Here is a 21,891-nt window from a genome sequence, read left to right on the forward strand (position 1 = left end):
TATTAGCATTATTGTTTCCATCCCTTCCTCCTCCTCCAGTTTCTGCTTTCAACGACAACCAAATATAGCATAAATTAAAAATAATATCAAATAATATAACAATTTATATTTATTCTAACCAAAATTATTAATATTTAATATTCAACATTCATGCTTCTCTCAATCATCATAGTCAACTGGAACACTAAAGAATTATTACGCAAATGCATTCAATCAATCATGTCAAACGCGCCTAGTTTTGATTATGAAATAATTGTCATCGACAATGCCTCAACTGATGGTTCAGCTGATATGCTAAAATATGAGCTTTCCAAAGATCAATATTTAGATCGTTTTGATTCTGTTACCAATGCTCATGTCATTATCAATGAAAAAAACTTAGGCTTTGCAAAAGCAAACAATCAAGGAATAAAAAGAGCAAAAGGGGATTATATTTTATTATTAAATCCAGATACCGAAGTCCAGCATAATTGTCTTCAAAGAACAGTTAATTTTTTGAATGAATTCAAAGAAGTTGGAATTTTAGGATGCAAACTTTTAAATCCAGACAGAACACTTCAACATTCAGTCAGAAAATTTCCAACTCTCATGTCTCAAGTTCTAATTCTCTTAAAACTTCATAATTTATTTCCAACCTTAAAGTCCTTACAAAATTACTTTCTTCCAAACTTTGATTACAATAAAAGCCAAGAAGTTGACCAAGTCATGGGCGCATATTTTTTAATTAACAGAAAAGTAATAGACAAAATTGGCATGCTGGATGAAAAATATTGGATCTGGTTTGAAGAAGTTGATTATTGCAAAATGGCCAAAAATGCTGGTTTTCAAGTTTATTATTTCAAAGATGCAGAAACAATCCATCAAAAAGCCCAAGCTTTTAATCAAGTTTTAGGAATAAAAAAACAAGTTTATTTAAATAATTCACTTTTGCATTATTTCAATAAATTCCATTCACTATTTAGCGTTCTTGTAATTTTATTTTTATATCCAATAAGTTTATTTTTAGCCTTGATTGTTGATTTTGTAAAATTGTTTATTCCCGTAAAGAAAAAAGAAAACCTTTAGCTTCTACCCTCCCCATGGGAGGGGTTTGTGAAACAAAAATAAAACAAAAATCAATGCAACAACCCCTTCCACAAAAACAAAAAATATTTTGGCAAGATAATTCTTTTTATTTTTTAACAACCTCAACATTTCTGCATTATCCATATTTTAAAGTGCCTGAACAAAAACAAATTGTTTTAAATAAATTCAAGCAAATCAAAGAGATTTTAAAAGTTCCTTTTCAATCACACAGCATTGCAATCAACCATTTTCATATTATGTTTTATTTAAAATCCGGAAAAACAATGGCTCAACTAAAAAATATGTTGCACAGTGGAATATCAAGAGAATACAAAAAATTTTATCAAATCAAATGCAAAAATTTCTGGCAAACAACAAAAATATTTTTTATTAAGGATGAAAAAATGTACTGGCAAATTATTGGATACATCAATGGCAATCTACTAAAACATCGAGAAGTTAGCAGATTTGAAGACTTAAAAGAGAATCCTTTTTCAAGCTACAAATATTATGCAGAAAAATATGGCGATGAAACAATGCAAGGATTAATTCGAAATGTTATAAATCTTGACGAAGACAATGAAGGAACGCTTGATCTTAAACAGCTTAAATCATTAAAAACAAAGAATTTACCTCAAACCACGCAACCCTTGGCATGGCCAAGGTAGAAGTTCTACCCTGCCCACGGCAGGGGTTCGTAAAACAAGCAAAAATCATTCAATCATTATCTTCTTAAACTCAACTGAACCCTTTTTACTTCCTACAAAATCCAATCTAATAATCTGCACCAAATCATTTTTTCTTAAATCAAAATCAAATTCATAAGCATGAAATTTTCCATCTTTATGAATTTTTTTTATAACAGAATTACTAGACAAAAAATCCTTATCGCCAAGATATCTAAATTCAACTTTCAACTTTTTAAATTCAGTATTCTTTAATTTTAATTTTAAACATTTAACAACATTAGTATCCAATCTCAAATTCGGATCACTTCTCAAAAATGCATCTTTCTTATTTATTTTTAAAACATAATTCTTATTTTTATTTTTCCATTTAGAATTTTTAGCAATCCATTTTTTAGATATTAAATTATATTTTTCATCATTCGAAATTAATGGTTTATGTTCATTTGTCCAATCAATATGCAAAAAAGCATTCTTATTTAAAAACGCTAGAATAATCAAAATCAAAACTGGCATAATAAATTTTAACTTGCCAGCAAAAATAATATTTATTGCCAAAACAAACATTAACATTGCAGAAAATAATGCTGGCAAAAGATATCGTCCTTGTGGCTGATAATTATCTAAGCTGTAATAAAAAGTTGTCAAAAAAGCAACAATAAAAAACAAAAATATTATCAAAACAATATTAAATTTATCTTTTTGCTTTTTCCAAATTAAAAATAAAGAAACAGGCAATAATATTGCAACTAAAATTAAAAAATATAAAAAATAATCATAATATTTTGGATCAAAACCGATATTAGCTTGTCCAAAAACACCTAAAAAATTCTTAAATAATTCATTTAGCCAAGTTACAAAATTATTAAAATTCCATAGATCTCGATGCTGTCCTTCCCAAAATTTATTGGCAAATTTCAATCCAAAGATGTCACCAACAAAAATCAGATTTCTAAACATCCAAGCAAAGCAAACAATCAAAGCAGGCGATAAAGTAAATTTCAAATAATCTTTCCAATTGTTTCTATTTTTCCAAAATATAATTATTAAAAATAACATTGCAAATGGATACAACGTCAATTTTGTCAAAAACGCCAAACCAGCAATCACTCCACAAACGAATAAATCAAGATTAAAAAATCGTAATTCGCCAATTCGCATATTCGTATCATTTGCATAAATTCGTATATTTGTATTATGCTTAACAACAAAATACAGCATCATCACACCCAGCAAATTAGCTAAAACATCATTATTAAGCACCCCAGAAATAAACAAAAACATTGGCCAAAAACAAAAAGCCAATGTCAAACTATAATAAATTATTCTTTCTTTGTCCGCCGTAGTCCCGCAGGCTTGTCTGCCGTAGCCGAAGCGAAGGCAGGACGAAGGCGGATTAAACAATAACTTAGCGGTAAGAAAAGCAAAAATGACGGTTAAAACGCCAAGCAAGCTTGAAAAAAATCTTAAAATTTTTATTTCGGAATCAATTAATATTTTATTTTTTAAGACAAGATCAATAGGCGATAAAAAAAGATAATATAATGGCGGTTGATGCGCTTCCCAAAAAGAAGTTTTATTTGTTAGAGCAGGAAAGTGATGATTATTATTTAAAAATCTGATATATTCAAAATGAGAGAACTCATCTGGTGCAGAAAACTTTTCTGTCTTAAAATTATATATATTTGCAACAATCAAAAATATCCCACACATCAGAATTAAGAAAATAGCATCAACTTTATTTTTCATAACAAATCAATTTAACAATTTAACAATTCAGCAATTTAGTTTAGTCTATCATGAAAATAAAAAAAATTTTAGCATTAATACCAGCCTTGATTATTTTAATTTTTCCATTCTTTTCGCAAGCTTACAATATTCAAGACTATATTAAAACAACATATAATCGTTATTCAAAACATTTTGACAAAAATGGCTGGCATTATAATCAGCCAAATTATTCTATAGATAACAAATACCCAAACACTGCGCGCGAATGGTCAATGTTTGCATCTTATTATTATAATCGATTAGATAATCAAAAAACAAAAATACAGATTAAGGCAGCTTTAAACAATGCAATCCTAGAATTGCAGGCTAGACCAACAATCACTCAATCATTTAACGATTCAATCGCTCATTACTTAATTTATCAGCAAAAAAACTTATTTAGCAAAGAGGAAAAAGAAATTTATTATTCTCAAGTAAAAGAATCACTTTTCGCTAGAGTGAATATTAACGATAGTGAAAATCGAGGAATAATTGCTGGAGTTCTAGATTCATATTTAGCTAACAAACTATATTTTGATAAACAAATTGATAGGCAACAATACAAATTTCTAATTAAAAGAAACAAGCAAAAAATTTCCAAAAGCATAAATCAATGTATTGATGAAAATGACTGGTATTTTGAAGGCGATCAAAAATATTTTTCAACCCATTATCATGTTTTATCAGCATATTTGTTAATGTTCTACAGTGATTATTTTAACAACGAAAAATATCTAGATTTGTCCAAAAAAATGACATCAAACATCAGAAAACTAACTTTCCAGAATGGATTTATTGAGGCAAAAATAGGCATGCGACCAATTGGCTTGGGCGCTCAAACATATTTAATGCTTGGCATTTTAAACAAAAGATTTAACCACAAAGATTATAGTGTTTATTTAAATTATGTTAAACCTCGTTTTTTTAATGATAAAGCATCTCCAAATCGCTTAGAATTTCATTCAACTATGATAGACACAGAACCAAATTATCATGACGATATTGGATTCAGTTTGATTGCTGAAATTTCCAAGAATGATAATAAAATAATAAACACAAAATTTAAAAAAGAAATAAATAGAATAAATTTAAAAAATAACTCGTATCAAGATAAAAGGTTTACAATAAAAAATAATGGTGGGATAATTATAATAAATAATAAAGAATACCAACTCGCCACAAACGGCGATTATTCCCGAATCTTCACGATTAAATAGTTTTACGAAGCATTTATTCGAAAAGGTATTCGCTTATATTCGCAAAAGTATTAGAGTGAGCCCCGAAAAAGTATTAGAGTAAGGCAACAAAAAAGACTACAAGCAGTAGTCTTAACCCAAAATGATCTTCAATAAATGTGCAGTATTCGTCAAGTCGTCAAACAGATAATCAGGAGATGCAATTACTAATTCTTCTCTAGAAACCAATCCAGTAGAAACACCAATCGTTTTTACACCAGCAATTTTTCCTGTTTTAACATCTCTAGGCGTATCACCAAACAGAAAAACCCTGTCTTCAGGTGCCCAATGATTTTCTTCATTTTTCTTCAAAGCCATTTTGACCAAATCTAAACGCTGTAATGCTTGATCACCAAATTGCCTAATTCTGAAAAATGGAATCAATCCAGCTTTCCGAAGTTTACATTTAGCAATTCCTTCAACAGCACCAGTAACAACTCCCAACGCAACACCATTTCTAATCAATGCCCTAAGCAGTTCTTTCACTCCTGGCAAAGCACAAATTTCCATTTGCCTAACATCAGATTCATAAAACGCAGCCATTTCCGAAAAAATTGCAAATAACTTTTCATGAGCTACAATTTTATCCATTCCATATTTTGCAAGCAAAGCATAAATCAATTGCGTGTCTGTCAAACCATGGTAATCAATTCCATCCAAAGAAGCATCCTTAATCCCACAAACTTTTTCCAATGCATAATAAACTGCTTTTCCATGCCCACCATTGTTAATTCCAGACGGAATCAAAGTTCCATCCATATCAAACAAAACCAAAACCTTAAACATATAGCTCCTGAACTGTGCATCTGACATCTCTCCCTCCTCTGCATGTAAAGAACCTACCGAAATCTGACTAATAAAATATATACTAAATAAGTATTTTTGTCAAAGCTTTAATATAAAAATAAATATTTAACTCAAAACAAAAAATAATGCCTAATTTCTTACAACCAAAATTAATCTTAAAAATAACAGCAATTTGCCTTCTTTTTTATATTCTATCATTTTTTGCATACCTATTTCCCATTTTTAACAGCCTAATTTTTTGGTTAATTGTGATTGGAGCTTTTGCCTTAACAATAAAAAAATTAGAATATGGCGTATTTATCGTTCTTACAGAATTGTTTATTGGCGTCAAAGGCTATTTATTTTCTTTTGATTTTGGCGGCAGATTTGTTCTATCAATCAGAATCGCTCTTTTTGCAATGGTCTTTCTAATTTGGTTATTTAGAAGAGCAAAAACATATGAAGCAGGTAAATATAATTTTCTTTATTCAAAATTTTTTGTTCCTTTTGCAATTTTCACTTTTTTTATTCTAATTGGTTTTTCAACTGGACTAATTAATGGCAATTTTGCTAAAAATATTTTCTTTGATGCTAATGGATATCTTTATCTAGCTTTTGTTTTTCCAATTTTTGATATTATTCATAATAAAATTAAAGTTAGAAAACTAATTCAATATCTGGTTGCCGGAAGTTTGGCAATTACAATTTTAACTTTTTATGTTTCTATTGGCTTTACCATAATGCATCAAGACGCAAGACCAGGAATGGCTGGAGCAAAATCAACAGAGCAAACATTAGAATCAGAAGAAGCTGGAGAGTTTATGATTTCACACTCAATTTTTGCTAAAGAAGAATTAATGTCTCGTGCCTTCTTCAGAAATCTAGATACCCCAAAACCATACATTTATCGTTGGACACAAGATACTGGAATGGGCGAAATATCATATTTGACAGGTCCATTTTTTCGTTTCTTTTCAGCTGGACAACTCTATTCAGCTTTAGTATTTATAATTCTACTGGCAAAATTTTTGCAAGACAAAAAATTACAATTTAAAAATAATATCTTCCAATTATTAATATCTGCTTTGTGCGGACTTGCTGTTATAGTTGGTTTTTCAAGAAGTCTTTGGATTGGACTAGTATTCGCATTAATCTTTTTGCTTTTCAATCTTCCAAAAAGAAGAGCTGCAAAAATTGCTCTCTATTCAATTGGCATAATTTCATTAATTATTATAATATTTGGAACATTATTGCCTCAAGTTTACGACGTAGTAGGCGATAGAGTCGCCAGTATTTTTCAGCCAAAAACAGAAGCTGCAGCCTCAAATCGTTATAATGTATTAACACCAGCTCTTCAAAAAATAAAAGAACATCCTATTTTAGGCTCAGGATATGGAACAACAATTGAATATACAAGCGTCGCACTTGAAAAATTTGGCACAGTCAGAGTTTTTTCATTTGAATGGGCTTATTTAGATACAATCATTGAAATCGGTATTTTAGGATTGCTTTCATATTTATGGTTTATTTTTTCAATCTTCAAAGATGGCTACAAAACAAAAGAAGAAGATAATAAAAAATTAGTCATTTGTTTTTTAACTGGAATTGTTTTAATATTATTTACTAACATTACAACTCCATTTTTAAATCATCCTTTAGGCATTGGATTTATTCTAATTACTGCTGCAATAATTTACGCCTTAGAAAAAATTAAAGCTCAGACAATTACTAAATCAAGTTCAAAAGCCTAACACAAAACAATGATCTTATCCGACAAAGACATCAAAAAAGCATTAGTTAATCAAGACATAAGTATTGATCCATTTGATAAAAAATACATTCAGCCAGCATCAATTGACTTACATCTAGACCGACATTTTTTAATTTATAACACCAGCAAAAATTACGTCATTGATCCAAAAAAGAAAATAGATACAATGATGGAAAAGATTTCTATCGAAAAAGATAATCCTTTTGTTTTACATCCTGGAGAATTTGCTCTTGGAATGATCTATGAAAAAACAGGTGTTTCTTCATCATATGTCGGCCGTCTAGAAGGCAAGAGCTCAGTTGGCAGAATGGGCTTGCTAATTCATGTCACTGCTGGCTTTCTTGATCCAGGAAATTCATTAAAAATGACATTAGAATTACATAATACAGCTAATCTACCAATTTTGTTATATTACAAAATGCCAATCGCTCAAATGGCTTTCGAAAAATTATCATCTCCTTGCGATAATCCTTATTCAAAAAAGAATAACAATAAGTATGTCGGCGATCTCATGCCAAAAGCAAGTCAAATGTGGAAAAATTTTTGCTAAAAAAAACAGTAGGAATTAAAAATCATGAAAGTCACAATTTCGTTATTAAATTATAATAAGAAAAAATATCTTCCATATTGTCTAGATTCAGTTCTTCAGCAATCACATCAAGATCTAGAAATATTTTTTGTAGATAATGCATCATCAGACAGTTCTTTTGAATACCTAAAAAGTTATGCTGAGCATAAATACCCATTAGCAAAAATAAATTTTATCAGAAACCAAGAAAATTTAGGATATTCAAAAGCACATAATGAAGTTATTAAAAAAGCAACAGGTGAATTTATTTTTTGCTTAAATCCAGACATTATTTTAAACAAAGATTATATTAAAAATTGCCTAGAAATTTTGATGCAAAATCCAAAAATGGGTGCAATTACAGGAAAACTTTTTAAATGGGATTTTGCTCAAAATACAAAAACTAATATCATTGATTCCTGCGGACATAGAATTTTAAAAACACATCGCATTATAGAATGGGGAAGCAATCAAAAAGATTCTCCAGAATTTGAAACTATAAAAAAAATATTCAGCGTCTCTGGTGCGGCTCCAATTTATCGCAAAGAAGCACTTGAAAGTATAAAATTCAAAATTCCCCAAAATTCGAAAAATAATTCGCAAACATTCGAAAATAAATTTGAGTATTTCGACGAGTCATTTTTTGCCTACAAAGAAGACATTGATCTATCATGGCGCTTATTACATGCGGGCTGGGAAATCTGGTTTGATCACAAATCACATGCCTGGCATGACCGCTGGGAGACAGGAACAGGAGAAACAGCTCTAAAAACAGCAGAGCAAAGAAACAAAAAATCTGACTTAATTAACAAATTATCATACCGTAATCATTTATTATTGTTATACAAAAATGAATTTGCAAGTAATTTCTTAATTTATTTCCCATGGATCTTCTTTTATGAACTTGGCAAATTCTTTTACACCTTATTCAGAGAACCAAAAAATCTATCAGCTATAATTGAATTATTCAAACTCTGCAAATTGACCAAAGCAAAAAGAAATGCTATAATAAAAAATAGCAAGATCAAGCCAAAAGATATCAGAAAATATATCTACTAATTTTAAAATAGAATCATTTTTACATAAAATTTAGACTTGAGATTATGAAATACACAAAAGATCTCTCCATAATTATCATTAATTACAAAACGCCTTCTCACTTGAAACAGTGCATTAAATCAATCAGAAAACATGCTCCAAAAATGGAATATGAGATTATTGTTGTTGATAATAATTCTCAAGATATAACTGTCCAGATGATCGAAGACGATTTTATGTATAATTATAAAAATCAAAAAATCAGCAACGTTGAATTAATAGCTAATGACAAAAATTTAGGCTTTCCAAAAGCCGTCAATCAAGGCGTCAAAATGGCAAAAGGAAAATATATCTTATTGCTAAATCCAGATATTACTATTTTAGAAGATTCTCTTGAACAAATGATGGCTTATCTTGAAAAGCATCCAAAAGTCGCAGTTATAGGTCCAAAGCTCATTAATCCTAATGGCTCAATTCAATTATCTTGTTTCAATAAATTTACATCTCCAGAATTAGTATTATATCGTCGAACATTATTTGGAAAAATGAATCATGCTAGAAAAATATTAGACGATTTTACTATGAAATCGTGGGATCATTCAACAGAAAAAAATGTCGCTTGGATTCTAGGCTCATGCATGCTAATCAAAAAAGATATAATCGACGAAGTCGGCATTATGGATGAAAGATATTTTATGTACATGGAAGATGTTGATTGGTGCCGAAGATTCTGGCAAGCAGGATATGAAGTAAAATATTATCCAAAAGTCAAAATGGTTCATTATTACGCCAGAGAATCTTCGTCTGAATCAGGATTAATAAAAGCAATGCTCAAAAAACAAACCAGAACACACATTACATCTGCTTTAAAATTTTTTCTAAAATATTTTGGACAAAAAGATGAACAATATCAATCAGCCAGTAAATAATAAACCAATTAACAACGAAATCAAGAAAAATAAAATAAAACCAATTCACATTACTTTAGGTATTATTGGTCTATTTTTGTTATTGATTTTAGGAAGTATCTATCCAGCTTTCGATGCCTACAAATATGCAATGCAAGGCAAACAAAATCTTCTTGATGCCGAAAATGCAATTAAAGACCAAAATTTTGCTCAAGCTGCAACAACATTAAAAAAATCAAGTGATAATTTCAGAAGAGCAAAAAATGACCTTTATTTTTTAGTCTGGCTAAAAATAATTCCATATGTCGGAATTCAATACAGTGCAGCTGATCATCTTGTCAAAGCAGCATATAACATCACTTCAGGACTTCATGAAACAACTCTTGCAATCGAAAACATTATAAAACCATTACAATCTGAAAATGTAAAATCAGTCAGAGCAGTTTCAGAAAATCAAAAAACAGAAATTATTAAAAATATTTATAATGCATCACCAAATTTTGCCGAAAGTTCAAGCAAAATTGAAATGGCTGAGATTGAAATAAATCGAATTCCAACTTTTTTAACGTTACAAAAAATAACTGATGCAAAAAAACAAGTTAATCAATATTTGCCTCAAATCAATGAGATAATGAAACAGGTTGCGCAAGGCTCAAAATTATTGCCTGAAGCTTTAGGATATCCAAACGAACAAACATATTTATTTTTATTAGAAAATAATTCTGAATTGCGTCCTGGAGGTGGCTTTATCGGAACCTACGGAATTATAAAAATAAAAGGCGGGGAACTGACAAAGTTAAAAACTGACAATATTTACAATTTAGATTATCCATCAAAAATCAAAGTTACACCTCCATGGCAAATCCTAAAATACATCGATCCAAAATTAAAATCATTATATTTCAGAGATTCAAATTGGTCGCCTGATTTTCCAACCAATGCCGAAAAAGCAATTTGGTTCTATCAACAAGAAGGTGGAGAAGAAAAAAATATTGATGGCGTAGTAGCAATCACTCCAACTTTTATTGAATATCTTTTGGAAGTTATTGGGCCAATTAAAGCTCGAGATGAAACCTTCAATGCTGATAACATAACAGAAAAAGTTCAGCAAATTACTACTGGTGCTTACGAGGGAAAGGTTGTAATTTTAGAACAAAAAACAAGAAAAGGTATTATCGGCGATCTATCAAAATCTTTACTTGGAAAAATATTTTTATTAAAAAAAGACAAGTGGCCAAATATGTTAAAAGCAATTCAAAAAGGCTTTCAAGATAAGCAAGCTCTTGTTTACTTTAAAGATAAAAATAAAGAAAAGATGCTCGAAAAAAATGATTTTGCCGGATCTGTAAATCAAGATACAAAAAACAGCGACTACTTAATGGTTGTTGATTCCAATATGGCTAGCTTAAAAACTGATCCATTCATGGAAAGAAATATAGATTATACTATTAAGCCAAATGGTCAAGCAAAAGTTGCTATTACTTACACAAACAATGCTGTTCCTGCATTATTAACAACAAGATATCGATCTTGGACAAGAATTTATGTCCCAAAAGGCAGCGAATTTTTGAGTGTTGAAAATAATGAAAAAGGATTAGATCTTTACAACTCTGATCAAAGCTATGAAATAACGGAAGAATTAAATAAATCTGTTTTTGGAACTTTCATAAATATTGAAACTCAAGAAACAAAAACAATTACTTATAATTATATTCTTCCAAAATACGTACAAGATCAAATTAAAAAAGGCGAGTACAAAATAATTGTTCAGAAACAAGCTGGAGTTGTAAATCAAAATTTAATTGTTAATTACAATTCAACAAACCCAATAAAAAGTATTGAACCAACAAATTCTGGCAAGATTGAAAATAATTCGGCAATCTTTGAAACAAAATTGCAAAGTGACAAAGAATATACAATAAAATATTAAAATGTGCAAATATTAAATTTAACAATTATCAGTTACGTGTTAACTGTTAATTGTTAACTGTTAATTGTTAACTTCTTGTACAAACAACAACCGCAAAAAAATAAAAGTCTTCGAATATATTTAATATTGATAGCAATTCTTGCTAGTTTTACGATTGGTTTATTCGTTGGCAGAAGTAGGGCAGTCACTCAAAATACAGCACGACAAATAGATCAAGTAGAAAACAAATACACTAATCAAACTGGCGGTAAAGTTGACTTTAAAATATTTTGGGATGTTTGGGATTTACTTCAACAAAAATTTATTCATCAGCCTCTTGATTATAAAAAAATGGTTTATGGCGCAATTTCAGGTATGGTTAATTCTCTTGATGATCCTTATACTGCCTTTTTTGATCCTGAACAATCCAAAGAATTTATGGACGAAATCGAAGGAAATCTCGAAGGTATAGGAGCAGAATTAGGCATAAAAAATGACGTTTTAACAGTTATTGCGCCTCTTTCAGGCTCTCCAGCAGAAAAAGCAGGTTTAAAACCAAATGATGTTATCCTTAAAATAAATGACGAAGTTGCCACAGAGATGTCTTTGCAAGAAGCAGTATCAAAAATTAGAGGTACAGAAGGAACACAAGTAAAACTTACGGTTCTTCATGAAGGCGACAAAGAACCAAAAGAGATTACTGTAACAAGACAAAAAATTACTGTTAAAAGTGTAGAATGGTCCTTAAAAAGTAATAACATTGCTTACATTAAACTTGGTTATTTTGGAAAAGATACAGCTTCAGATTTTCAAAATGCAGTTTCACAAATTTTACCACAAAATCCTAAAGGCATTATTTTAGATTTAAGAAATAATTCTGGCGGATATTTAGACAGCTCAATAGATATTATCAATTTCTTTGTTCCAAAAGGAAAAATCGCAGCAATTGAATCATTTAGCGATGGCACAAAAGAAGAATTCAAAACAAAATCAAATGCGCCATTAGAAAATATTCCAGTAATTGTTTTAATCAACAATGGATCTGCTAGTGCATCAGAAATCGTTGCTGGAGCATTAAGAGATATTAGACAAATCAAATTAATAGGTGAAAAATCATTCGGCAAGGGCACTGTTCAACAACTAGAAGATTTAAAAGATGGCTCATCAGTCAAAATCAGCATTGCAGAATGGTTAACTCCTAATGGCACAAGTATTAATAAAAAAGGGTTAGAACCAGATATCAATGTAAAATTAACTGAAAAAGATTATAACGAAAACAAAGATCCGCAGTTAGATCAAGCAATTCAAGAATTAACAAAATAACTTTTCATTATGCCATGCCTCAAATGCGGTGAATGCTGCAAAACATTATATTGGTCAGATAGGATAAAAATTTCCTTAAAAACAAAAAAAATCATGATCTCTAAAAAATGCGGATTTTTAGACAAAAATAATTTATGTACCATACACGCTATAAGGCCAGATGTATGCAAAAATTGGCGCTGTGGCGCATCAATACAAAAATAATTCAATTCAAAAATGATAAAAAACTTAATAAAAAAGCATCAAAATATTCATTCAATATTAGTTGGCATGGCCTTAATCTTCTTTTGGCGAGGTATTTGGATTCTCACGGAAATGTATCTTTTTCCGAATAATCACACCTTAAGCGCAATAATTTGTATTGTAGTAGGGCTTTTTATCCTTTACATAGATGACCGCAAATTTAAAGAATTAAATATCTAAAATATGCGTAAATTTCATCAAACCTTCAAACCTGTCAGACAAGCAGGTAGATTATTCTTTAGAAAAGAAACTCCTTTTTTATATAAGCTTATACCAATAGGTGCAATTTTATACATTATTTTTCCTCTAGATTTTATTACTGATGTAATTCCAGTTTTAGGTCAAATAGATGACTTGGGAATCCTTGCAGGATCGATTGGTCTCTTTAATTCTCTTGCCAAAAACAAAAATTAAGTATATTATAATTTAATGTATAAAAGATTAGAACTAATCATTTCTGGAAAAGTCCAAGGCATTTTTTTTCGACAATTCGTCAAAGAGAATGCTGTTCATTTAAATCTGAAAGGTTCCGTCGAAAATAGAACTGATGGAACAGTCAAAGTAATTGTCGAAGGAGAAGAAAATAATCTCGAAAAATTGATTGAGCTTTGTGAGATAGGTCCGAAACAAGCATTTATCGAAAACATTGAAATCAGTTGGTCAGAACCAACAAATGAGTTTAAAGAATTTATTATAAAATATTAGTTTGTATAAACTGTTAACTATTAACTATAATCACGATGAAAGTTGTATTAAAAAAAGATGTTGAAAAATTAGGTTTTGCTGGAGAAATAAAAGAAGTTACTTTAGGTTATGGTAAGAATTTTTTGTTACCACAAAAATTAGCTGTTTTAGCTACTGAAAAAGAAATTCAGATTGCTAAACAAATGCAAGCAGAAATTAAAAAAAGAAAAGAAGAAGCTTTAAAACAAGCTAAAGATCTAGCTGAAAAGATTAACCAAAAAGAAATCAAAATTTCTTCAAAAGCTAATGAAGAAGGAATTTTATTTGGCTCTATCACTGCAAAAGACATTTCAGAAAATATCAAAGAACAATTAAAATTAGATATTGATGAAAAAGTAGTCGCTCTTGCTTCTGCAATCAAAAATACAGGCGAGTACGAAGTCAAACTAAAATTTGCACCTGAAATCTCAGCTGACATTAAAGTTATTGTCGTTAAAAAATAAAATAACAAAATTTTAAAATATTTATAGGCAAGAATAATTAAATCAAATTTATTATTCTATAAATAAACATTACGACTATTCAAATAATTTGCATATTCGCTAGATTTGCATTATTTGTATATTCGTATTATATTTTCATGCAACCAAAATACATCTTTATCACTGGAGGCGTAATTTCATCTTTAGGAAAAGGCATCACGTCTGCTTCAATTGGCAAACTTTTGCAAGATCTTGGATTCAAGGTCGTAAACATTAAATGCGAAATGTACGTTAACATTGATGCAGGAACAATTCGACCAACAGAACATGGGGAAGTTTATGTTACAGAAGATGGAATGGAATGTGATCAAGATTTGGGAACTTACGAAAGATTTTTGAATCAAGACATTAAGAAAGAGTGTTTTTTAACAACTGGCCAAATCTATCAAGAAGTTATCAGAAGAGAAAGAAATCTTGAATATGATGGTGAAGATGTTGAAGTTGTACCGCATGTCCCAAAAGAAATTATTAGAAGAATTAAATTAGCTACAGAAAAAAGTAAAGCCGATTTTGCAATCGTTGAATTTGGCGGCACAGTAGGCGAGTATCAACAAGTTCTTTTTCTAGAAGCTGACAGAATGATGAAACATGAACTAAAAAAGGATGTGCTAAACATTCATATTGCTTATCTTCCTATTCCTCCAAGCGTTGGTGAAATGAAATCAAAACCAGCTCAATATTCAGTTAGAACATTGTTCTCAGCTGGAATTGTACCAGATATTTTTATTGGCCGTTCAACAACATATATGGATCAACATAGAATGGAAGTCCTTTCAAGAAATACTAACATTGCAATTGAAAACATTTTTTCTAATCCAGATGTTAAATCAATTTATGAAGTTCCATTGATTTTAGCAAAACAAAAAGTCGCAGAATGTGTTTTAGGATTTTTTGGTGTTAAACCTAGAAAAAAAGCAAGTTTAACAAACTGGAAAAAATTAGTTAAAACAATCAAAGAAGTAAAAAAAGAAATAAAAATTGGTATCGTCGGAAAATATTTTGCCTCTGGAGATTTCTCACAAGGCGATTCATATATATCTGTCATCGAAGCAATAAAACACGCTTGCTGGGCTAATAATGTCAATCCAATAATAAAATGGCTTGATTCAGAATCATACGAAAAAGATCCAAAAAAAGTAACAGAATTAAAAGAATGCGATGGCATCATTGTACCAGGCGGTTACGGAAAAAGGGGAGTCGAAGGTAAAATAAATGCTATTAAATTTGTTCGCGAAAATAAAATTCCATATTTAGGATTATGCTATGGCTTGCAAATGGCTGTCATTGAATTTGCTAGAAATATTTGTAAAATTAAAGATGCCAATACTACAGAGAATGAACCAAATACAAAGAATCCAGTCATTGATGTCATGGAAGCACAAAAAAAACTTTTGGCTAAAAAACAATATGGAGCTTCTAATCGTCTAGGATCATACGAGTGCAAACTCAAAAAAGATAGCAAAACATTTAAAGCTTATGGCAAAGAAACAATTTTCGAACGCCATCGACATCGCTATGAATTAAATAATAGCTACAAAGAAATTCTAGAAAAAAATGGCTTAAAAATAGTTGGCCACAATCCATATTTGAATCTAGCAGAAATAGTTGAGCTAGAAAATCATCCATGGTTTATCGGTACTCAATTCCATCCAGAATTTAAATCAAGACTAGAAAGTCCACATCCACTATTTGTCAGTTTTATCAAAGCTGCAATAGATAATAAATAACCAAAAATAAAATCGCCTCATCGGCGATTTTTAGTTTTAAAGTTTCTGCATTTTCTGCGTCAGCTTCTGCGTCATTCTGCGCTATTTCACGTTAACAAAACAAGTCTTTTTTAAACGTCCATTAAATTTCTTTGTCATTTTTGAATTGAATTCAACAACGCCTTCTTTCATAGCAAAAATTGTATCGTCACAACCTTGTTTAACATTTTTTCCAGGATAGTATTTTGTACCTCTTTGGCGTACAATAATATTGCCAGGTTTTACTACTTCACCAGCAAATTTCTTAACACCTAAACGTTGTGATTGTGAATCGCGACCAAGTTGGGTACTTCCGCCTGCTTTACGATGTGCCATATATTTACAATATTAATGATTAGTATATATAATAGATTAGCATTTAAAAAATAAATTGTCAATAAAAACAAAAAAGAGCAACAGGCTCTTCAAAAAAGGTTCAATTTTGAATTCTTTTCAATACACATGGTATAGTTGGTATTATCAATGCGCTAAAAATAAATGAAGAAATTGTCATCAATGTGGTTTCAAAATCGTGATAACAATCCAAAAAATTGTTCATGTTATCAGATAATGTAGTATACAAGCCACTAGCACCAAGAGATAAAACTACAAAAACATATAGAAACCAGGGAGCAATAGAAATAAACCAAAAAATGAAAATTGAACGCTGATGACGACTCGAAAAATTCGATAATCTCAACAACACATTCTTTACTCTTCTCATATTTCCTCCTCTCTTGCAAACCTACATACATAATATCAAAAATATGCAAAAAATCAAGGAATTTATAAAAAACAATCATGACAGAATTATCCTAACAGTCGGCGCAATTTTAATTGCAGGAACTAGTTTTGCCATTGGCAGATTATCAATAAATAAACAAACGATACCTATAGTTATAAATGAGAATACTAAACAAGAAGCCAAAACAGAGCAACCACTCCAGAACATAAACACCCTAGACACAGAAACACAAAAACAAGATAACGACTCAAACACCAAAGACACTAATGCGCAAGAACAAAATACACAGAAGAATGATACAAAACAACAAAAACAAGTCCCAAAAAAAACACAAGCACCAAAAGCAACACAAACATCAAAAAATGATTGCGCATTTGTTGCAAGTAGTAGAGGACATAAATATTACAATGCAGATTCATCATCAGCAAAAAGCTTAAGTGAGCAAAATAAGATCTGCTTTCCAGATGCCAAATCAGCTGAAAAAGCCGGTTACGAACCAAGTGCCAGCATAAAATAAGCACTTACTTTATAACTTTAAAAACTTTATGAACTTTACAAACTAATCATGTTTATGCTATATTAAAAATGTTATTTTTAACTTTAAATTTTACTTTTAATTTTAGACTTTAGACTTATGATCTACTTAGACCATGCTGCAACAACACCTTTAGATCCAGAAGTTCTAGAAGCAATGTTGCCATATTTTAATAAATTTTTTGCTAATACAGGTTCAATCCATTCAGCTGGACAAGAAGCATTAGCAGGAATTGATAAAGCAAGACAGCAAGTTGCGCAATTTTTGAATTGTGAAACAAATGAAGTTATCTTTACTTCAGGTGCTACTGAAAGCAACAATTTAGCGATAACTGGAATTGTTGATGCCACAGAAATCAAAAAACCACATATCATTACTTCATGCATAGAACATCCAGCAGTCTTAGAAGTTGTCAAAAATCTAAAAAATAGGGGAGTTGAAATAACTATTTTGCCAGTTGAGCACGATGGAACATTGAACACAAATATTGTTCAAAAAGAAATTAAAGAAAATACAATCTTAATTTCAATCATGTATGCCAACAATGAAATTGGAACGGTCCAACCAATCAAAGAGATAGGTAAACTAATAGAAGAAATCAATCAAAAAAGAAAAAATAAAATCTATTTTCATACTGATGCAACACAAGCATCTGGATATCTAAATTGCGATACAAAAGTTTTAAAAACTGACCTTTTATCTCTTTCTGGACACAAAATCTATGGACCAAAAGGAATTGGAATTTTATTTATTAAAAAAGGTACAAAAATAAAACCAATTCAATTTGGCGGTCATCAAGAATTTAATCTTCGAGCTGGAACATTAAATACTCCTGGTATTGTCGGAATTGGAAAAGCATTAGAACTTGTTAAAAAAAATAGGGAAGTGAACAACAAAAGAGTTCAGCACTTACGAGACAGTTTAATTGAAAAAATATTAAAAGAGATACCAGGCTCTCATTTAAATGGCTCCCAAACAAAAAGATTACCTAACAATGCCAATATCAGTTTTGACAAAGTTGAAGGTGAAAGTATTATGTTAAATTTAGATTTTGAAAGTATTGAAGTATCAACAGGTTCAGCTTGTGCTTCTGGCTCTTTAAGTCCTTCTTATGTCTTATTAGCACTAGGCTTATCACATCTTCAGGCTCATAGCAGTATTCGCTTTAGTTTTGGCAAAGAAAATACTATGGAAGAAATAAACAAAACAGTGGAAGCGCTAAAAAAGATTATCGAAAGATTAAGAAAAATTTCGCCAATCAAATAGTAAACTAAATTTAAAGTTAACAATTTAACAATTAAGCAATCAACAATTTTATGTATACCGAAAAAGTAATCGAACATTTCAAAAATCCACACAATATGGGCGCGATAGAAAATCCTGATGGTCTTGGCCAAGTTGGCAATCCTGTCTGTGGGGATATGATGAAGCTTTACATAAAAGTAAAAGATAATAAAATAGAAGATATAAAGTTCCAAACCTTAGGTTGCGCTGCAGCAATTGCCACATCTTCAATGATCACAGATTTAGCAAAAGGCAAAACATTAGAACAAGCAGAAAAAATATCAAGAGGCGATGTTTCAGATGCTTTAGGAAAATTACCTCCAATCAAGGAGCATTGTTCAAATCTAGCTGCAGATGCCTTGCATAATGCAATTGAAGATTATAAAAAACGAAATAAATAGTACGTAGTTTCAGCGTCTTTCGCGTTAGATTCTGCATAATTCTGCGCATTTTTATGTCCAAAACAAACAAAAAAAATATATTATCTCGGTTTTTCTATTTTAAAATTAATAAGAGCGCATTTTGCATTCTTACTTTGTTTTTTTTAATAATCTTAGGTTTTGTTTTTGCTATAGCTTACCAAGATCTTTATCAAATTTATGAAGTATACACAATTAGAAATAACAATAGCACTGAGCTAGTTCAACCAAATGAAAAAATTAGAATAAAATACAACATCCCAATTTCGGAGAGAAAAGCTCAATCTTCATTTTCAATTTATCCTCAAACAAAAGGAAAAGTTACATGGGAAAGAAATTATCTTTTTGGCTATTCAAAAGTTTTAGTTTTCTCACCAGAAACATTTTTTGATGAAAATCAAAATTATACAGTAAAAATAGGCAATATAGAAAGTATTTTTGGTACCAAAATTGCAGACCGAACCTATACTTTTTCTACAGTCAAACCATTCAAAATTATCGAAACTTATCCTAAAAATGATGAAAAAGATATTAATGTGAATCCAGAATTAAAAGTAGTAACAGATGGAATCGGAGATTATTTTAATTTCAATTTTAAATTAGAACCAGCAACAGAGCTAAAGGTAAGAGAAAAGATAGAAGAAAATAATCAAACCGTTTTTATATTAGATCCAGTAACTCAATTAGGGCAGGGGATCAATTATACATTTACAGTCAAACAAACATATACGCCTAACAAAAAGGCAATTGACACAAAAACATTTCATTTTTCAACATTACCTCCAGTTGAAATTACAAAAGTATTGCCTGAAAATAATGACCAAAATGTTCATGTTAAAAGAAAAGTATCGCTTGTATTCAATAAGCCAGTAGATCAACAACAAGTAGTTAGTAATTTTTCGTTAACTCCTGAAACAAAAGGAAACATTGAATGGAAAGATAATACCATGACCTTTACTCCAGAAGACAAATTTGCCAAAAATACTGAATATAAAATCAAAGTAATTGGAGGAATAAAAAGCACTCAAGACGCATCATTTTTAGAAGGAGATAAGGAATATATCTTTAAAACTAGAGATACGGATCAATATCCGCCACAACCAACTTGGGAACCAAAATACAAAGAAGGCAAATATATCCAAGTAAGCCTAGAAAATCAAACTCTATATGCCTATGATGAAGGGGAATTAATTGATTCATTCTTGATTTCTTCTGGTATTTCAGCCTTTCCGACACCAACAGGGGATTTCAAAATATTTAGCAAAGTTTTATCTGCTAGAATGTCGCATACTTATGGTCCAGGCAATCCAAACAATTACGATTTACCAGGAGTACCATTTGTATTAGCTTTCAATGGACCTTATACTATTCATGGAACATATTGGCATAGTAATTTTGGCCATCCAATGAGCCATGGCTGTGTCAATATGTACACACCTGATGCAGAATGGGTCTATAATTGGGCGCCAATTAGTACGCCAGTTGTTATAGAGTAGGGAATTAATAAAATTTAAAACGCTAGCATCAAACTAGCGTTTTTTGATAATAAAAAAAGAGCCAATAATAGCTCTATGAAATCCTACGCAAAAGTTCATTCGCAATATTTTGGTTAGCTGCCAAAATAACAGGCGTTTGTGCATTAAACACATACTCGTATTGTCCAAGATCTTTTCCAGAAAAATCAACTGCAACTCCACCTGCAGCCTTTACCAACAAGTAACCAGCACCAAGTTCATGTTGCTTTTGCCGATCACAGATAAATGCAACAGCACTACCAGAAGAGACCATCGCCATTTCATAAGCAGCAGAACCAGGATTCCTCAACCAACCTTTGCATCCAGAGAACATCTTCAATAATAGATTACGATTTTCAGGATAATACATTTCGCCAAAAACAATCATTGATCCCAGATCAAGATTTGGCCGTTTATCTGTAAAAGCAGTAAAACAACCAATTTTCGCTTTTAGCACTCCATCATCGTCAAAATATGCACACCAAAGATCGTCAGAACGATGATCAATTACTCCGCATGCAATAATATCAGCAAAAGTAGCATTACTGCATTTCGAAAGAACAGTCACGCAAGTTGTGTAGGGAAGTCCAATCGTCATCATTTTGCTCCCATAATTCAAAGAACCATCCAATGGATCAACACATACCCAATACTTACGTTGCTCAGCATGAGAGTAATCGGGCATTCCCTCAATTGTAATCCTTTGCACATCATTATCAGTCAAAAGCAATTTCATAATTGCATCACCAATCAATCGATCAGCCTTGATTTCAGTATCATCGCCCAAAGATCCAAAACCTTCACCCAACTTCACAACTTCATTTCCACCTTCCAAACCCTTAATAGTCAAAGAAGCACTAAACAAACATTCTAGAACAATGCTTGCTGGACTTCTTCCCATTCTTTCCTCCTTTTTCCGTAAGTGCACTTAAATATAACATAATAGCAAACAATGTCAACAGAGGACAGGGAAGCACTAAAAATTTTTTATAATAAGGGTAATAACTAACTTTGCCACCAGTCGTTCGTTCTTTTAGTGCTTAAATATGGGATTAATGACATAATTTGGGACAATAACTAACTTTGCCACCAAATCTATGTCAAACATTTGTCCAGTTTGT

The 21,891-nt window shown here is 30.7% G+C and carries 21 protein-coding genes; 17 read left to right on the plus strand and 4 right to left on the minus strand.

Annotated features, from left to right (window positions below; translation table 11 throughout):
- The first annotated feature begins 150 nt into the window (after nucleotides 1-150).
- Nucleotides 151-1,065 (plus strand): glycosyltransferase family 2 protein, encoded by a 915-nt coding sequence (locus WC663_03160; GenBank protein MFA6296326.1) that lies wholly within the window; start codon nucleotides 151-153, stop codon nucleotides 1,063-1,065.
- Between the two features lie 53 nt (nucleotides 1,066-1,118).
- Nucleotides 1,119-1,733 (plus strand): hypothetical protein, encoded by a 615-nt coding sequence (locus WC663_03165; GenBank protein MFA6296327.1) that lies wholly within the window; start codon nucleotides 1,119-1,121, stop codon nucleotides 1,731-1,733.
- 45 nt (nucleotides 1,734-1,778) lie between these two features.
- Here WC663_03165 and WC663_03170 read toward each other — a convergent pair whose 3' ends face one another.
- Nucleotides 1,779-3,500 (minus strand): DUF2142 domain-containing protein, encoded by a 1,722-nt coding sequence (locus tag WC663_03170; protein MFA6296328.1) that lies wholly within the window; start codon nucleotides 3,498-3,500, stop codon nucleotides 1,779-1,781.
- A gap of 50 nt (nucleotides 3,501-3,550) precedes the next feature.
- On the opposite strand from WC663_03170, the gene WC663_03175 reads away from it, so the two are divergent.
- Nucleotides 3,551-4,738 carry a hypothetical protein gene (locus tag WC663_03175; GenBank protein MFA6296329.1) on the plus strand — a complete coding sequence of 396 codons (1,188 nt, stop codon included), beginning with the start codon at nucleotides 3,551-3,553 and terminating at the stop codon, nucleotides 4,736-4,738.
- 111 nt (nucleotides 4,739-4,849) lie between these two features.
- Here the strand turns inward: WC663_03175 and WC663_03180 are convergent, their stop codons facing one another.
- Nucleotides 4,850-5,542: an HAD hydrolase-like protein gene (locus WC663_03180; GenBank protein ID MFA6296330.1), complete on the minus strand. Its 693-nt coding sequence runs from the start codon at nucleotides 5,540-5,542 to the stop codon at nucleotides 4,850-4,852.
- A 269-nt stretch (nucleotides 5,543-5,811) separates the two neighbouring features.
- Between WC663_03180 and WC663_03185 the strand changes: the two genes are divergently transcribed.
- The 10 genes from WC663_03185 (at nucleotide 5,812) to WC663_03230 (ending at nucleotide 16,255) form a co-directional block, all read left to right on the plus strand.
- Nucleotides 5,812-7,293 carry an O-antigen ligase family protein gene (locus tag WC663_03185; protein ID MFA6296331.1) on the plus strand — a complete coding sequence of 494 codons (1,482 nt, stop codon included), beginning with the start codon at nucleotides 5,812-5,814 and terminating at the stop codon, nucleotides 7,291-7,293.
- 9 nt (nucleotides 7,294-7,302) lie between these two features.
- Entirely contained in the window at nucleotides 7,303-7,863 is a 561-nt protein-coding gene (gene dcd / locus WC663_03190; GenBank protein MFA6296332.1) for a dCTP deaminase, read from the plus strand.
- Nucleotides 7,864-7,887: 24 nt separating this feature from the next.
- Nucleotides 7,888-8,940 (plus strand): glycosyltransferase family 2 protein, encoded by a 1,053-nt coding sequence (locus WC663_03195; protein MFA6296333.1) that lies wholly within the window; start codon nucleotides 7,888-7,890, stop codon nucleotides 8,938-8,940.
- A gap of 44 nt (nucleotides 8,941-8,984) precedes the next feature.
- Nucleotides 8,985-9,848, plus strand: coding sequence for a glycosyltransferase family 2 protein (locus WC663_03200; protein ID MFA6296334.1), 864 nt, complete (start codon nucleotides 8,985-8,987; stop codon nucleotides 9,846-9,848).
- The gene (locus tag WC663_03205) at nucleotides 9,820-11,757 is read left to right on the plus strand and encodes a DUF4012 domain-containing protein (GenBank protein ID MFA6296335.1); all 1,938 of its coding nucleotides are present in this window, start codon (nucleotides 9,820-9,822) and stop codon (nucleotides 11,755-11,757) included. The genes WC663_03200 and WC663_03205 overlap by 29 nt, the downstream gene beginning before the upstream one ends.
- A gap of 126 nt (nucleotides 11,758-11,883) precedes the next feature.
- On the plus strand, nucleotides 11,884-13,059 hold the full coding sequence (locus WC663_03210) for a S41 family peptidase (protein MFA6296336.1): 1,176 nt from the start codon (nucleotides 11,884-11,886) through the stop codon (nucleotides 13,057-13,059).
- Nucleotides 13,060-13,485: 426 nt separating this feature from the next.
- Entirely contained in the window at nucleotides 13,486-13,716 is a 231-nt protein-coding gene (locus WC663_03215; GenBank protein ID MFA6296337.1) for a DUF1232 domain-containing protein, read from the plus strand.
- A 15-nt stretch (nucleotides 13,717-13,731) separates the two neighbouring features.
- Nucleotides 13,732-14,007: an acylphosphatase gene (locus WC663_03220; protein ID MFA6296338.1), complete on the plus strand. Its 276-nt coding sequence runs from the start codon at nucleotides 13,732-13,734 to the stop codon at nucleotides 14,005-14,007.
- A 35-nt stretch (nucleotides 14,008-14,042) separates the two neighbouring features.
- Nucleotides 14,043-14,489, plus strand: a complete 447-nt coding sequence (gene rplI, locus WC663_03225) for a 50S ribosomal protein L9 (protein MFA6296339.1) — start codon at nucleotides 14,043-14,045, stop codon at nucleotides 14,487-14,489.
- A 137-nt stretch (nucleotides 14,490-14,626) separates the two neighbouring features.
- A complete protein-coding gene (locus tag WC663_03230) occupies nucleotides 14,627-16,255 on the plus strand; it encodes a CTP synthase (GenBank protein MFA6296340.1) in 1,629 nt (542 codons plus the stop codon).
- Nucleotides 16,256-16,336: 81 nt separating this feature from the next.
- Here WC663_03230 and rpmA read toward each other — a convergent pair whose 3' ends face one another.
- Entirely contained in the window at nucleotides 16,337-16,609 is a 273-nt protein-coding gene (gene rpmA / locus WC663_03235) for a 50S ribosomal protein L27 (protein MFA6296341.1), read from the minus strand.
- A gap of 431 nt (nucleotides 16,610-17,040) precedes the next feature.
- Between rpmA and WC663_03240 the strand changes: the two genes are divergently transcribed.
- The 4 genes from WC663_03240 (at nucleotide 17,041) to WC663_03255 (ending at nucleotide 20,752) form a co-directional block, all read left to right on the plus strand.
- The gene (locus WC663_03240; protein ID MFA6296342.1) at nucleotides 17,041-17,535 is read left to right on the plus strand and encodes a hypothetical protein; all 495 of its coding nucleotides are present in this window, start codon (nucleotides 17,041-17,043) and stop codon (nucleotides 17,533-17,535) included.
- Between the two features lie 117 nt (nucleotides 17,536-17,652).
- Complete coding sequence (locus tag WC663_03245; GenBank protein ID MFA6296343.1) at nucleotides 17,653-18,819, plus strand: cysteine desulfurase family protein; 1,167 nt, start codon at nucleotides 17,653-17,655, stop codon at nucleotides 18,817-18,819.
- 50 nt (nucleotides 18,820-18,869) lie between these two features.
- Nucleotides 18,870-19,238, plus strand: a complete 369-nt coding sequence (gene nifU, locus WC663_03250; GenBank protein ID MFA6296344.1) for a Fe-S cluster assembly scaffold protein NifU — start codon at nucleotides 18,870-18,872, stop codon at nucleotides 19,236-19,238.
- 53 nt (nucleotides 19,239-19,291) lie between these two features.
- Complete coding sequence (locus WC663_03255; protein ID MFA6296345.1) at nucleotides 19,292-20,752, plus strand: L,D-transpeptidase family protein; 1,461 nt, start codon at nucleotides 19,292-19,294, stop codon at nucleotides 20,750-20,752.
- 73 nt (nucleotides 20,753-20,825) lie between these two features.
- Here WC663_03255 and WC663_03260 read toward each other — a convergent pair whose 3' ends face one another.
- Nucleotides 20,826-21,671 (minus strand): inositol monophosphatase family protein, encoded by an 846-nt coding sequence (locus tag WC663_03260; protein MFA6296346.1) that lies wholly within the window; start codon nucleotides 21,669-21,671, stop codon nucleotides 20,826-20,828.
- Nucleotides 21,672-21,891: the final 220 nt, after the last annotated feature.

Source organism: Patescibacteria group bacterium (genome assembly GCA_041662665.1).
In the GTDB taxonomy this organism is placed as follows: domain Bacteria; phylum Patescibacteriota; class JABMPQ01; order JABMPQ01; family JAQVVF01; genus JAQVVF01.

Coding starts and splice junctions, on each gene's coding strand:
- WC663_03160 (MFA6296326.1), top strand. CDS start 151: ATGCTTCTCTCAATCATCATAGTCAACTGGAACACTAAAGAATTATTA.
- WC663_03165 (MFA6296327.1), top strand. CDS start 1,119: ATGCAACAACCCCTTCCACAAAAACAAAAAATATTTTGGCAAGATAAT.
- WC663_03170 (MFA6296328.1), bottom strand. CDS start 3,500: ATGAAAAATAAAGTTGATGCTATTTTCTTAATTCTGATGTGTGGGATA.
- WC663_03175 (MFA6296329.1), top strand. CDS start 3,551: ATGAAAATAAAAAAAATTTTAGCATTAATACCAGCCTTGATTATTTTA.
- WC663_03180 (MFA6296330.1), bottom strand. CDS start 5,542: ATGTTTAAGGTTTTGGTTTTGTTTGATATGGATGGAACTTTGATTCCG.
- dcd (MFA6296332.1), top strand. CDS start 7,303: ATGATCTTATCCGACAAAGACATCAAAAAAGCATTAGTTAATCAAGAC.
- WC663_03195 (MFA6296333.1), top strand. CDS start 7,888: ATGAAAGTCACAATTTCGTTATTAAATTATAATAAGAAAAAATATCTT.
- WC663_03200 (MFA6296334.1), top strand. CDS start 8,985: ATGAAATACACAAAAGATCTCTCCATAATTATCATTAATTACAAAACG.
- WC663_03205 (MFA6296335.1), top strand. CDS start 9,820: ATGAACAATATCAATCAGCCAGTAAATAATAAACCAATTAACAACGAA.
- WC663_03215 (MFA6296337.1), top strand. CDS start 13,486: ATGCGTAAATTTCATCAAACCTTCAAACCTGTCAGACAAGCAGGTAGA.
- WC663_03220 (MFA6296338.1), top strand. CDS start 13,732: ATGTATAAAAGATTAGAACTAATCATTTCTGGAAAAGTCCAAGGCATT.
- rplI (MFA6296339.1), top strand. CDS start 14,043: ATGAAAGTTGTATTAAAAAAAGATGTTGAAAAATTAGGTTTTGCTGGA.
- WC663_03230 (MFA6296340.1), top strand. CDS start 14,627: ATGCAACCAAAATACATCTTTATCACTGGAGGCGTAATTTCATCTTTA.
- rpmA (MFA6296341.1), bottom strand. CDS start 16,609: ATGGCACATCGTAAAGCAGGCGGAAGTACCCAACTTGGTCGCGATTCA.
- WC663_03240 (MFA6296342.1), top strand. CDS start 17,041: ATGCAAAAAATCAAGGAATTTATAAAAAACAATCATGACAGAATTATC.
- WC663_03245 (MFA6296343.1), top strand. CDS start 17,653: ATGATCTACTTAGACCATGCTGCAACAACACCTTTAGATCCAGAAGTT.
- nifU (MFA6296344.1), top strand. CDS start 18,870: ATGTATACCGAAAAAGTAATCGAACATTTCAAAAATCCACACAATATG.
- WC663_03255 (MFA6296345.1), top strand. CDS start 19,292: ATGTCCAAAACAAACAAAAAAAATATATTATCTCGGTTTTTCTATTTT.
- WC663_03260 (MFA6296346.1), bottom strand. CDS start 21,671: ATGGGAAGAAGTCCAGCAAGCATTGTTCTAGAATGTTTGTTTAGTGCT.